The sequence below is a fragment of the Symbiopectobacterium sp. genome (assembly GCF_051710365.1).
Taxonomy (GTDB): Bacteria; Pseudomonadota; Gammaproteobacteria; order Enterobacterales; family Enterobacteriaceae; genus Symbiopectobacterium.
The window spans coordinates 1-13,232 of record NZ_JBPETA010000084.1; the positions used below are offsets into that span (position 1 = coordinate 1).

A 13,232-nucleotide genomic window follows, 5' to 3' on the forward strand; every position below is an offset into this window, starting at 1 on the left:
GGCTTCCCGCGCATGCTGCACCAGCGCTTGCCCGAGGGGATGCTCAGAATGCTGCTCGAGAGAAAGTGCGACGCGCAGCAGTTCAGCGTCGGCCACCGCAGCTTCTGGCAGTACGTCACTGACTGAAGGCTTACCTTCCGTGATGGTGCCGGTCTTATCCAGTACCAGTACCAGTACCAGTACCAGCACCTGCAAGCGCTGCACTTGCTCTAACGCATTGGCATTGCGGAACAAGATACCGGCACGCGCCCCTTGCCCGGTACCCACCATGATCGCCGTCGGCGTCGCTAACCCCAGCGCACAGGGGCAGGCAATCACCAGCACCGCCACCGCACCCACCAGACTGGAGGCCAAATCTCCGCTGATAAACCAGTGTATCAGCCAGGTGAGCAGCGCGATCGCCACCACCACCGGCACAAACACCGACGAAATTTTATCTGCCAACCGCTGCACTGCGGCTTTTGAGCCCTGTGCGTCTTCGACCATACGAATGATACGCGCCAGCGCCGTATTGCTCCCCACACCGGTGGCTTTGACTCGCAGCATACCGCTTTGGTTAAGCGTCGCGCCAAACACCTCGGCACCCACCGCTTTCACCACCGGTACACTCTCACCAGTGAGCATCGATTCATTGACCTCTGAGAGGCCATCGAGAATGACGCCGTCAACAGGAATACTCTCGCCGGGACGCACCACAAAAATATCGCCGCTGTGCAGGCTGGCTACATCGCGATCTTCAATTTCACCGTCCACTTCCACATGGGCGATGGGCGGTTGCAGGTTGAGCAAGCCTTCAATGGCGGCACCGGTTTTGGTTTTCGATCTGCTTTCCAGCAGTTTACCCAGCAGCACCAGCGTAATGATCGCGGCGCTGGCTTCAAAATAGAGATGACCGTGCGGCGTGGTCAGCAACGTGAACAGACTGAACAGATAGGCCACGCTGGTCCCCAGCGTGGCCAGCACGTCCATGTTGGAGGTGCCGCTGCGTAATGCACTCCAGGCACGACGGTAGAAATGGCGTCCGCTCCAGAACTGCACCGGCGTTGCCAGCAGTGCTTGCAGCCAACCGGGCAGCAGATGCCCGTTGCCGAAAAACATCCCGACCATTTCCGCCATCAGCGGCACCGTGAGCACGGCCGCAATCAGAAATTCTCGGCGTTCACGCTGCCACGCGCGTTCGCGTCGTGCACGTTCTTCGCCACGCTGACCGCCCTCGACGACATGGGCTTGAAAGCCCCCCTGCTCAATCGCGCGCACCATCTGTTCCGGGCTAACCACGCCCCACGCCGGGGCGATAGCGCACACTGGCTCGGCTGCTGGCAAACAGTACCGTCGCATGTACATCCGGTAAGGCTTCAAGTGCCGCCTGAATACGTTCGGCACAGCGTTCGCTGCTCATGCCGGAAAGTTCCAACGTCAGAGTCTGTTCAACGACGTCAAAGCCGACTTTATGTATCGCCGCGACCACATCCTGCACCGTGCTGCTTTCCCCTTGCAGCCGAACACGTGCACGCTCGCTGGCGAAATTGACGTTGGCTTCCACCCCCGGCAAGCGATTTAACACGCGCTCAAGACGCACAGCACAGGCCGCGCAGGACATGCCGCTGATTGGAAGGTGCAATGAGAGAGGATCGCTTGCATTAGTCATTTCATTGTTATAATTAGACTTTCCGTTAAAAGGCGTCGATATATGCCTTGTCGGTGAGGGGATAACACTTCCCCTGATTTCGCTAACAATATACCCCATGTGGGTATATTGTTAGCGAAATAGTGCTAAAAATGTTTATACCCTAAATAATTCCAGTTGCAGGAAGGCGGCACGTCCAGTCACATCACGTCAGCGGGCAGATGCAAACAATCACGGTCAACAGAAGCCTGCCGTGACTCGAATTTCAGTCATCTGCCTGTTGTGTTTTGCTGCTCCTTCAGTAGAGTGAGCGTTATTTCCCGCTATTTATCAGGGCAGTCAGTTTGAGCAAAGTGTGGTGCGACCGCTTTGCTCCTTGTCCGTCAAACAGGAAGTGATAATGAAAGGTGTTTCCTTATTGGCTGGCGCACTTGCACTTCTTTTCAGCGGCCAGGCGTTGAGTTCAGGTGATGCCGAATGCGGCATTGCGGCGCTGCCTTATCTGGAGCCCAATAACGACACCCGCGTCAATCTGATCCTGCTGCAAAGCAGCCGCCACCATTTGGCCCTTCCACTGCCACAGCCATTGCCCGATCAGACACGAACCCGTGTGAATCCGTTTACCGCCTATCGCGTCATGGGGCTGACGGCCAGTGAGACCAGCGAGGACGACACCACGGTGGACAATGCGAATCAACCCTCACCGCTGGCAGCCAAAGCCAAACAGCTAAACCTTCCTCCCGAGGTGCAAGCGCAGATGGATACGCTGGCACCGGAAGAGAACGAAGGGCGTCATATCTCCAACGATATCAGCGCAGTAGAAACCTTTTTTGATGTGCTGCTGGCAGATACTCAACTCACCGAACCGCAGCGCATCCAGTTGGCACAAGCTCGCATCAACATGCTCTCCTCCGCCACCACGTTAGCCACCATGACTCGCGATCTTGCGACGCTGCCTGCGGACGGCCATGCCGGAGAGCTCAAACAGTATTTGATTAACGCGGTGGCCTTTTATCAGGGTCTGTTTGAACAGGCCAACAGCGGTTTTCAGTCGCTAACCACGGCCAACCAGCCGTGGGTGGCCGAAACTGCGCGCTACATGTTGATTCGCGTGTCGCTGAATCAGGCGATGGAAAATGCGCTGGATGAATACAACATGTTCAATGTCGATAAGGCGGACAAGGAACAGGGACGACGCGCAGTCGAACGTATTGACGCCTATCTGCAAGCCTACCCGAAAGGCCGCTATGCCGATTCTGCCCGCGGGCTTTATCGGCGCGCCTACTGGGTGATCGGCGACGAAAATGCCTTGTCGGCACGCTATCAGCGCGTAATTGCCGCGCAAAAAGATCTGGATGCGTTGCAGACCATCAATAACGAAATCGACAATAAGCTGCTGGAAAGCAGCAGCTTTATTCAGACGCCAGACGCACCGTTGCTAATGCTGGTGCAAGATCTGAAACGGCTACGCAGTGACAAAGGCTGGATGCAGTGGCCCGCGTTATCAGAAGCTGAACTGATCGCCCAACAGGCGATGTTTGACGATGCCGGTATGCAGCAGCAGTATCGCTATCTGCACGCCGCCTTCTATTATCAGCAGCGGGATGCAGTGGCCACGCTGGCATTGATTCCGGAAGAAACGGGCAAGGATCTGACGGACACCACCGACTTCAGCCTCCAGGTACTGCGCGGTTTGGCGCTGGAGGCCGAGCACGGCTGGCAGGCGGCAGAAACGCACTGGCGGCATCTGCTGACGTTGAAAACCAACGAAACGCAGCAGCAGTATCTGCAACTGTCGCTGGCAGAAACGCTGGTCAAAGCAGGCCACCCTGAGGCTATTTTTGCGCCTGACAGCCCGGTCAAAAATTTGCGTTTCCGCTCTGCGGTGCTGAAAAGCGCTGCCAATGCCGACCTGCTGCGCCAACAAACCGGCGAACAACAAACCCATGAAGAACGCGCCGTGGCACTGCACACGCTGCTGACCCAATCGCTGGTACACCGTGACTATGCGGCCTATCTCAAAGACAGCGAACTGCTGCGCACCATCGCGCCGTTAAAAAGCGCAGAAAACGCCAGTTGGAATATGGAAGACCTCACCGCCTTCACCTGGGATGGCAGCGATACCGTATGGGCGGCCGTCAAACCGCAGCCGGTGCTGCATCAGGAACACACGCTCTACCTGCATCAGGGTGAAATCGCCCGCCGTCAGGGGAAAACCGTGTTTTTACGTCAAGGGTTACCGGCCAGCGCGCTGCGGGTAGACAGCCTGTGGCTCTCCTACCGCATTACCATGTTGGATCTTTCGGATAAACACCTGAACCGTATGCTGAAAGCACAGGCACGCTGGCGCGCATTGGGTAACCAGGTGAAGGGTATCCAGATCGATTTTGATGCCCGCAACTATCAGTTGGCTCGCTACGTGAAATTTCTGCAAACCCTACGCCAGCGTTTGCCCGCCGATACACAGCTCAGCGTCACCGGGCTGTTGGACTGGGCTAAAACCGGGGATGTCGGCACGCTTAATCGGCTGGGCGGCGTTATCGATGAGTTGGTGTTACAGACTTATCAGGGCCGATCGACGGTAACGCGCTATGCGGAGTATCTGCCCGCCCTGATGAAACTGCAAATTCCCTTCCGTCTCGGCCTGGGTACAGCACGGGCAATGGGACGAACGCTGGCAGCGTCGTTTGGCCGCCTCTGCGTATTACCGTGGCAACGTGGTGTTTCTCGTCAATCCGCCGCCAGAAAGAGCCGTGTTAAGTAAATAGAGGCGCGTTAGCTGCCGCCGCCAAATCCGTTTTGCCGCCACGCTTCGTAGCTGATGATGGCAACCGCATTCGAGAGGTTGAGACTACGATTATTCGACTGCATGGGAATGCGAATACGCTGTTCCGGCGTAAAACCGTTACGAATCGCATCCGGTAATCCGGCGGTCTCCGAACCGAACAGCAGCACATCCCCCGGCTGATAGTCCGGTTGATCGTAAGGACTGCTGCCTTTGGTGGTGCAGGCAAAAATGCGCTGACCGGCTACGGCAGCCAGAAAATCCTGATAATTTTTATGGCGGCTGACGTTTGCCAGATCGTGATAATCCAGCCCGGCGCGGCGCACCTTTTTCTCATCCAGATCGAAGCCCATCGGTTCAATCAGATGCAGTTTGCAGCCATTATTGGCAACCAGACGGATGATATTACCGGTGTTCGGGGCAATTTGTGGCTCATAGAGCGCAATATGAAACATGAGAATAGGTCAACAAAAGCGTTTTCAGGCCGCCAGTATATAACACGCCGCCCCTGCCCCCGAAGCAGGAATTCAGACAACATGCCGCGCCGTTTTTCGGCCAGACGCGTACACTGTATACAGGAGGTACGCATCATGACCCGTTATCTGATTCCGATATTTTGTCTGGCCTTGGTGTCGCTGAGCACGCAGGCAAATACGCAAAGGCTCACCACCCAGCAACAACAGCTTGAAAACGGCATTCCCAGCCAGCAGCGCCTGCAACAACAAATGCAGCAGAACCAGCAGTTGCAGCAACAGCAGTTGAATCAGGACATTCAGCGCCGTAGCGAACAGCAACAGCAAGAGTTGCGGCGTCAGCTCCAGCAAAATCAGCAACGGACGCAGCAGCAAAACCAGCCCCGCTACTGATCCGCTACAGACTCACCCCCATCAGCGCCAGAATCAGCGGCGTGGTCAGCGCCGCCAGCGCTGTCGATAGCAGCAGGCTGGCGGCAATGGGGCCGCCCAGCACGTTAAACTGCCGCGACATCAGGTAGAGGTTAACGCCTACCGCCATAGAGCCCAGCAGAACCACCACGCGGGTTTCCATTTCCGGCAGCCTAAGCATCACCGCCAGCCCCCATATCACCAAAGGCTGCACCAGCAGTTTGAGTACACACACCACCGCGCTGATTTGCCAGCCATCGCGCACCCGGTATTCTGCCAGCCCCATACCGAGTGAAATCAACGAGAGCGGCACCGCAGCCTGTGACAACATCCCCACCGGCTGATCGACAAAGTCCGGCAGGGAGAACCCGGTCAGGCTGAACAGCGTGCCGGATAAGATGCCGATAATCAGCGGGTTTTTCAGCACCCCGACCGCCGTTTTGCCAAATCCTTGCAGCGACAGCGCGCCGTTGCGCGCCCACTCCACCGACACGGTGACCAACGTCCACAAAATCAGGCCGTTAAACACCAACGCGCGGCCGCCACCACCGGAGCCACCGCGTAAGGCAGAATAAACAGGGTTTGGTAAAGGCGGCGACAGCGCAGCACATAATCCACCAACGCCGCCAGCAGTAGCGACACGCCCATGCCGCACACTGTTACCAGCGAACTGAACACCATGGTGGTATAGAATGCGTCCAGATAGTAACTGTCGCTCATCAGGTGGCGAAAGTTTTCGAGGCCGACAAACTCGCTGGAGAGGCCAAAGGGATCAATACGCTGCGTGGAATACAACAATGCCTGACCAGCGGGCCAGATAAAGAAAATCACCGTGATAGCCAGTTGGGGAAACACTAACGCATAAGGTAACCAGCTACGGCCAAAGACAGGGCGGGATGAGGTCATGCCACATACTCAATCAAAGAAGGGGAAAACAGGGCGACATCTGTCGCCCTCCGTCATTCCCGCGCAGGCGGGAATGACGAGAAAGTACCTGCAACCTTACCTGGTGGACTGCTCAAAGCGACGCAACAACACGTTACCGCGCTCAACCGCCGTATCCAACGCTTGCTGCGGCGTTTTCTTACCGGTCCAGACGCTTTCCAGCTCTTCATCCACGATGGTACGGATCTGCGGCATATTGCCTAAGCGCAGCCCTTTGGTGAACGCCAACGGCGGCTTGTTCAGCATCTGACGCGTCGCGATGTCCGCGCCGGGGTTATTCTCATAGAAACCCTGCTGCTTGGTCAACTCATACGCGGCGGTGGTGATCGGCAGATAGCCGGTCTTCTGGTGCCATTCGGCGGCCATTTCCGGCTGCGCCAGGAACTGCATAAACTGCGCGACGCCTTTGTAAGTGGCATCGTCTTTACCGCCCATCACCCACAGGCTGGCGCCGCCGATAATGGCGTTCTGCGGCGCGTTCGGCACCTCAGCGTCATACGGCATCATTCCTACGCCATAGTTGAATTTGGCGTGAGCGCGGATGTTAGCCAACGAACCGGAAGACGCGGTGGTAATGGCGCAATCACCGTTGTAGAACTTCTCGGTCGACTCGTCCTTGCGACCGTAGTAGGTGAAGTCCCCTTTCTTGTTCATGTCCTGCAACAGCTGAATATGCTTGATTTGCGTCGGCTTGTTGAATTCCAGCACCGCATCCGTGCCGTCGAAGCCGTTATTCTTGCTGGCAATCGGCAAGGCATGCCAGGCGCTGAAGTTTTCAATCTGGATCCAGCCCTGCCAGCCGCTGGCGTAGCCGCACTTCATGCCTGCCGCGCGCAGCTTGGCCGTGTACTCTGCCATTTGCTGCCAGGTTTTCGGCGGTTGTTCCGGGTCCAGTCCGGCTTTTTTGAAGGCGTCTTTGTTGTAGTAAAGCACCGGCGTTGAGCTGTTGAACGGCTGTGACAGCAGGTGCCCCGTTTTCGCGTCGGCGTAGTAACCGGAGACGGTCGGCACAAACACGCTCTCATCAAAATCGATTCCTGCATCTTTAAATACCTGATACACCGGTTTTATCGCCTTGCTCGCCATCATAGTGGCGGTGCCCACTTCATACACCTGAAGGATGGCGGGCGCGTTACCGGTGCGGTAAGCCGCAATCCCCGCCGCCAGGCTCTGCTCATAGTTGCCTTTGTAAACCGGCACAATTTTGACATCGGGGTGCGATTGGTTAAAACGCGTTGCCAGTGAATCCACCGTTTTTCCCAGTTCACCTTCCATCGAATGCCAGAAAGGGATCTCGGTCACCGCGTTGGCGTTAGCCTGATACGCCAACGTCAGCGCCACCAGAACCGCCGCATTACGCAGCGTCCGTGTCTTAAGCGCGTTAAACATGCCTGTCTCCTGCCATAAAGGTGAGCACCTGTGCAAAGGGGTGCGTTTCTTGGTCGAGGGGTAACATGGCACGGACGCATGACAGCAAGATAACCAAACGATGACACCCGCATGACACCCTGCCTGTCACGCTCGCGTAGCAGAATTACCGACAAGATTTGTGGCCCATATCGCGGTTCGGAATAAATGTTTACCAACGGGGTGCCGATACCAAAGACATCATCTGTTTTTTTACTCATTTACCGCGTGAAATCACACAGCAAACGAATAATAAAGTAAATAAGCCATTGATGATGCAAGCATAAAGATAACTGTGCGTTCGCAACACCGTTCTCGTGAATGGACGCAATGAGCAATGCCAGGGTGACTCACCTCTTCTTGTGCCGTGCAGAGGCGGAACTGCTTTACCGACAAACTCGAAAAAAAAATGGGGAACATATGCAGCGCATACGCAACATCAAATTGGGAACATTACTCGGCAGTGGCTTCGCTGCCGTGATCATTATCGGCGTGCTGGTCGCGGGTTTTGGACGCATGCATCTTGCCGGTTTGGGTCAAACCACCGACAGCCTCGCCAAACAGCATCTGAATAACCTGTTTGTATTACAGGAACTGAAAGACAACCTGAACGTCACCATTAAAGCCACGCTGCGTATGCTGCTGATGACGGACAAAAAAGAGCTGAGCGACAGCCAGGCATTGATTGAAAAAACCAGCGCACAAAACGACCAGCGCCACGGAAGGCACTGCTTCTTCGCCAAGAATCGTGGTCGCCAGCGGCAACCCCAGCATGACGTTGTTGGAAAAGATACCGCTCAGGGCAAAGACCGAACCGGAGACGCCATCCAAATCAAACACCTTGCGGGCAACGATACGGCCAATCACGAACAGCGGCGGCAACAACGTCATCAACATCGCCGCCATCACGTGGTTCCACTGGGTGGCGACATCGCCAGAGGCGATCATGCTTTTCAACCCAGCCACCGCGGTGCCAAGGTTGACGTCGTTGACGATCAGCAGCGGCCAGAGATACTGGTTCCAGCCGTAAATAAAGGTAATCACAAACAGCGCTGCCAGATTGGTACGCGAGAGCGGCAACACCATATCGAAAAAGAAACGCATCGGGCTGGCACCATCAATGCGCGCCGCCTCCATCAGTTCATCCGGCAGCGTCATAAAAAACTGCCGAAACAGAAAGGTGGCAGTAGCCGAAGCCATCAGCGGCAGCGTCAAACCGGTCATGCTGTCCGTCATGTTCAAATGGGCAATCACTTCCACCGTCGGGAAGATACGCACTTCCACGGGCAGCATCAGCGTCAGAAAAATCATCCAGAAGAACAGCGAGCGGCACGGGAAACGAAAGTAGACAATCGCGTAAGCAGAGAGAATGGAGACGGTAATTTTGCCGAAGGTAATGGCTAACGCCATCACGGCGCTGTTGAACAGCATCTTGCCGAACGGCGCGTTGTTCGAACCGGCACCGTGGTGCCAGACATATACCAGGTTATCCCACAGTTGCGTACCGGGGATCAGCGTCATCGGCGTTTGAAACACCGCCTGATTGTCCAGCGTTGCCGCCACCACGGCGACATAGAGCGGAAACAGAATGGCGAGTACGCCAACTATCAGCATCAAGTGGCTGAAGATATCCAGCCCGCGACGATTTTCGATCATCGGTGCGCCCCTTAGTAATTGACCTTGCGTTCCACAAAGCGGAACTGAAGGACTGTCAAGCCGACCACCAGCAGCATCAACACCACCGACTGCGCCGCAGAGCTGGAAAGATCCAGACCGGCAAACCCTTCACGGTAAATTTTGAAAATCAGGGTGGTCGTAGCCTGCATCGGCCCGCCCGCCATGGCGGCATCGATAATGGGAAAGGTGTCGAAAAAGGCATAAACCAGATTGACCACAAGCAAAAAGAAGCTAACCGGAGAAATCAGCGGCAGCACCAGATTGAAGAAACGGCGCACCGAACCTGCACCGTCAATGGCCGCCGCCTCCACCAGAGAGCGCGGAATAGACTGTAACGCGGCAAGGAAAAACAGAAAGTTATAGCTTATCTGCTTCCAGATGGACGCCAGCACCACCAGAAACATCGCCTGGCCGCTGTGGGTGGCGTGATTCCAGTCATAACCCCACAGGCTTAAGCCATAGGTGATTAATCCGCCGGGGCTGAACAAAAACATCCACAGTAAGTTAGTGGAAAAACTGGAAGCCAATCTGCATGCGAAAGAAGTACGCGCCATCTTGGGTGAACTTCAGCAAAATCGCGTCGCCTTTGCCAAACTGGGACGTGAAGCGATCGGCATGACGCTGACAGATCGTCAGGCGGAAGCAACCGTACTGGTTAAAGGTCAGTTGGAACCGGTGCAAACTGCCATGTTTGGCAACCTCAATACCATGATCCAACTGCAAAAAGATCTCACTGCCCAGATAGCGACCAACACCGTGGCTGAAGCCGAAGAGGATGGTAACAGCCTGCTGATGCTGGCAGCCCTCTCCGCCCTGTTAGCCGCCGTTATCGCCTAGTTCATCACCCGCCACATCAAAAAGTTGCTGGGCGGTGAACCGCTCTACGCCATGCAGGTGGTGCAAGAAATTGCGCAGGGTAATCTGGCCGTTCCGGTAACGCTCGCCGACGCGGACAACAGCAGCCTGCTGGCCGCCATGAACCATATGCGTGACAGCCTGAGCAAGCTGGTGATTCAGGTGCGGGAAAGCAGTGAGTCTATCTCGACCGGTGCCAGTGAAATCGCCGCAGGCAGCACCGATCTCAGCCAGCGTACCGAAGAGCAGGCTGCCAGCCTGCAACAAACGGCGGCTTCGATGGAACAGATCAGCCAGACGCTGCGGCAAAACACTGATACGGTACGCTCCGCCACCGAGCTTGCCAACACCGCTAGTAGCACCGCCGCCAAAGGTGGAGAAGCGGTGGGCAATATTGTGCGCACTATGACCGACATTCGCGACAGTTCTCATAAAATCAGCGACATTATCACCGTGATCGACGGCATTGCCTTCCAGACCAACATTCTGGCCCTGAACGCCGCGGTAGAAGCGGCTCGTGCCGGGGAGCAAGGCCGTGGCTTCGCTGTGGTGGCAGGTGAGGTCCGTTCACTGGCACAGCGCTCGGCGTCGGCGGCCAAAGAGATCAAAACGCTGATCCATAACAGCGTCGAAACCGTGAATGCCGGATCTACGTTGGTTGAAGAAACGGGCAGCACCATTGCATCGTTGGTGGCTCAGGCAAGTGAAGTCGCCCACCTGATCGCCACCATTGGGGGAACCACGCGGGAACAGGAATCGGGCATCGAGCAAGTTCACAGCGCAATCAACCAGCTCGATCGCGTGACTCAGCAAAATGCCGCGTTAGTCGAACAGTCGGCCAGCGCGGCTTCACAACTGACATTATCCGCGTGCTGACCGATAACCACGGCCAGTTCACCTTCATAGTCAAACTCGTTGCTCGATTCCGGCTTCATCAGCGGCTGACGGTGGGCAGACAGCGTATCGGCAAAACGGATAAACAGGGTTGGCGCATCAACGGTTTGTTGGAACTCGATGCGTTTTTCCATGTAGTTCATGCCAACACACAGGATTTTTCCCGGCTGCTCGATCACCGGTAAAAAGGTGACCTGTTCAAAACGAAAGTCCGGCGCGCCCTGCACCGCCTCAAACTGTTTCAATGCACCGGCGCGCAGTGCAGCGGGGATATCCGCATAGGTGTCGGAAAAGCGTCGTCCCAGATCGATGATGCCGTCAGCATCAATACGCCCATAGGTCTTTTGCCGGGTTTCGGGGTTAATAAAACTTGCCAGTTTCATAGGTTACCTTCAGTGTTTCAGGGTGGCGCAGCGCGCCAGAACTTATTTGATAAAGCGAATCTGCTCGTTGATGGCCGCAATCATCGGCGCTTTGCGCGCGTTGTAGACCTTCTTGTTTTGCTCGAACAGGTTATTGCTGTGAGTATCGATAGAGATAATCAACGGACCAAAGGCTTTCACCCGGTTTACCCACAGCGTTTCGGGCATACCAAGATCGCGCCACTGGGCATCCTCAATCCCTTCAACGCAGGTCGCGGCAAGCACCGCACAGCCGCCGGGGAACACGGCGTGCACCGCCTTGAAGGTTTTGCAGCCCTCTTCGGTGTTCGGCCCTATGCCGCCTTTACCAACAATCAGCTTCACGCCGGTTTGTTCGATAAACTCTTTTTCGAATTTTTCCATGCGCATGCTGGTGGTTGGCCCGATGGAGATCATTTCAAAGCTGCCATCGTCCTTTTCCACCACAATCGGCCCAGTGTGGAAAATAGCGCCTCCGCGCAGATCGACTGGCAATTCGCGGCCCAACTCAATCAAACGACGGTGAGCGACGTCGCGGCAGGTCACCAGCGTACCGGTCAGGTACACCACGTCACCAATGTTCAATTCGGCCAGCGCTTCATCGCTAATCGGGGTAGTAAGCACTTTTTTCATAGTACGGCGCCTTTATGGGAAAGAATTTCATAGGACAAATCAGCGGAGAAACGGATGGTTCCACGACGGTGCGCCCAGCATCCGGTCGACACCGCCATGCCAATGGTGGAAGGGTGGCGTGCTGAGGACTCGATATTGACGCCCATCACCGATGAGGCACCGCCCAGCCCCTGCGGCCCCAGGCCCACGCTGTTCAGCCCCTCTTCCAGCAGCTTCTCCATCTTCGCCGCATCGGCATTGGGGTGGGACGAATCTACCGGCCGCAGAATCGCTTTTTTCGACAACCGCGCCGCCGTTTCCACCGACGTGGAGACCCCGACGCCAACCAACAGCGGCGGGCAGGCATTCACGCCGTAAGAGGTGATCACATCAAACACGAACTGGTTAACGCCTTCATAGCCCTGGCCCGGCATCAATACTTTCGCGGCACCCGGTAATGAACAGCCGCCCCCCGCCATATAGACTTCAATGGTGCAACTATCATCATTAGGAATGATTTCCCAATCGAGCCACGGAATACGCGATCCGGTATTGGTACCGGTATTTTTCTCAATAAAGGTTTCGACCGCATTATGGCGTAATGGCGCTTTTTTAGTGGCCTCTTCGGTAGCCGTTTGTAATATGCTTTCCAACTCACCTAAATAAGGGAATGCCTATCCTGCCGTAATAAAATACTGAATTACACCGGTGTCCTGACAGCAGGGTCGGTCTAATAGATCCGCTTGCTTTTGGTTTTCAAACATCGAGTCATAAACCACTTTGGCAAGCGACAGTTCATCTTTTTCTTTACTGCGTAATTCTTCCAATTTCTTGATGACATCGGTTGGCAGACGTTTGCCAACATACCCGGTAAAGCGGGTCATTATCTCTGTCAATGTCGACACATCATTTTGAGACATCACACAACCTCCAATAAAAAACAGATACGGCTTTATTTCGTTGAATGGGTTAATTCGAGCTTTGCTGCGTCGCGACGACGACGCACTTCAATAGACAGGGGGCTTTGTTGAATAAATAGAAAGTTTGGGTAATCATCGGATCAGATCACCATAGTTGTTTCAAAATCAGGTCTCCATGGCAAAACAAAATTTTAAAATCACTAACTGGCCCTCCTATAACAAGGC

7 protein-coding genes and 7 pseudogenes are annotated in these 13,232 nt (G+C 55.3%); 3 read left to right on the forward strand and 11 right to left on the reverse strand.

Annotated features, from left to right (window positions below; translation table 11 throughout):
- Positions 1-1,305 (reverse strand): HAD-IC family P-type ATPase (locus ACTBDZ_RS09495; RefSeq protein WP_438815133.1); only part of this gene is annotated, 1,305 nt, incomplete at its 3' end.
- Positions 1,271-1,648: a cation transporter gene (locus ACTBDZ_RS09500; RefSeq protein ID WP_438815134.1), complete on the reverse strand. Its 378-nt coding sequence runs from the start codon at positions 1,646-1,648 to the stop codon at positions 1,271-1,273. The genes ACTBDZ_RS09500 and ACTBDZ_RS09495, both read right to left, overlap by 35 nt.
- A gap of 2,011 nt (positions 1,649-3,659) precedes the next feature.
- Between ACTBDZ_RS09500 and ACTBDZ_RS09505 the strand changes: the two are divergent.
- Positions 3,660-4,395: pseudogene (locus tag ACTBDZ_RS09505) on the forward strand (DUF3142 domain-containing protein).
- A gap of 7 nt (positions 4,396-4,402) precedes the next feature.
- Here the strand turns inward: ACTBDZ_RS09505 and ACTBDZ_RS09510 are convergent.
- Complete coding sequence (locus ACTBDZ_RS09510) at positions 4,403-4,867, reverse strand: tRNA (cytidine(34)-2'-O)-methyltransferase (protein ID WP_438815135.1); 465 nt, start codon at positions 4,865-4,867, stop codon at positions 4,403-4,405.
- A gap of 135 nt (positions 4,868-5,002) precedes the next feature.
- On the opposite strand from ACTBDZ_RS09510, the gene ACTBDZ_RS09515 reads away from it, so the two are divergent.
- Positions 5,003-5,278, forward strand: a complete 276-nt coding sequence (locus ACTBDZ_RS09515) for a DUF2756 domain-containing protein (protein ID WP_438815136.1) — start codon at positions 5,003-5,005, stop codon at positions 5,276-5,278.
- A gap of 4 nt (positions 5,279-5,282) precedes the next feature.
- Here ACTBDZ_RS09515 and ACTBDZ_RS09520 read toward each other — a convergent pair.
- From ACTBDZ_RS09520 to ACTBDZ_RS09540, 5 genes and pseudogenes are all read right to left on the reverse strand, one after another.
- Positions 5,283-5,831, reverse strand: a pseudogene (locus tag ACTBDZ_RS09520) (AEC family transporter); the annotation flags it as partial.
- Positions 5,825-6,202 (reverse strand): annotated as a pseudogene (locus ACTBDZ_RS09525) (glycerol-3-phosphate transporter permease); the annotation flags it as partial. The pseudogenes ACTBDZ_RS09525 and ACTBDZ_RS09520, both read right to left, overlap by 7 nt.
- Positions 6,203-6,298: 96 nt before the next feature.
- Positions 6,299-7,630, reverse strand: a complete 1,332-nt coding sequence (ugpB, locus tag ACTBDZ_RS09530) for a sn-glycerol-3-phosphate ABC transporter substrate-binding protein UgpB (protein ID WP_438815137.1) — start codon at positions 7,628-7,630, stop codon at positions 6,299-6,301.
- An 879-nt stretch (positions 7,631-8,509) separates the two neighbouring features.
- A pseudogene (ugpE, locus tag ACTBDZ_RS09535) lies at positions 8,510-9,304 on the reverse strand (sn-glycerol-3-phosphate ABC transporter permease UgpE); the annotation flags it as partial.
- A gap of 11 nt (positions 9,305-9,315) precedes the next feature.
- Positions 9,316-9,828 (reverse strand): annotated as a pseudogene (locus tag ACTBDZ_RS09540) (ABC transporter permease subunit); the annotation flags it as partial.
- Between ACTBDZ_RS09540 and ACTBDZ_RS09545 the strand changes: the two are divergent.
- Positions 9,821-11,041, forward strand: a pseudogene (locus ACTBDZ_RS09545) (methyl-accepting chemotaxis protein); the annotation flags it as partial. The pseudogenes ACTBDZ_RS09540 and ACTBDZ_RS09545 overlap by 8 nt on opposite strands.
- Here the strand turns inward: ACTBDZ_RS09545 and ACTBDZ_RS09550 are convergent.
- The 3 genes and pseudogenes from ACTBDZ_RS09550 to ttdA all read right to left on the reverse strand — a co-directional run bounded on the left by ACTBDZ_RS09550 (position 10,987) and on the right by ttdA (position 13,007).
- On the reverse strand, positions 10,987-11,457 hold the full coding sequence (locus ACTBDZ_RS09550; RefSeq protein WP_438815138.1) for a fumarylacetoacetate hydrolase family protein: 471 nt from the start codon (positions 11,455-11,457) through the stop codon (positions 10,987-10,989). The pseudogene ACTBDZ_RS09545 and the gene ACTBDZ_RS09550 sit on opposite strands and share 55 nt — an antisense overlap.
- A 42-nt stretch (positions 11,458-11,499) precedes the next feature.
- Entirely contained in the window at positions 11,500-12,108 is a 609-nt protein-coding gene (gene ttdB, locus ACTBDZ_RS09555; protein ID WP_438815139.1) for a L(+)-tartrate dehydratase subunit beta, read from the reverse strand.
- Positions 12,105-13,007 (reverse strand): annotated as a pseudogene (gene ttdA / locus ACTBDZ_RS09560) (L(+)-tartrate dehydratase subunit alpha). Before ttdA ends, ttdB begins: the two are co-directional and overlap by 4 nt.
- Positions 13,008-13,232: the final 225 nt, after the last annotated feature.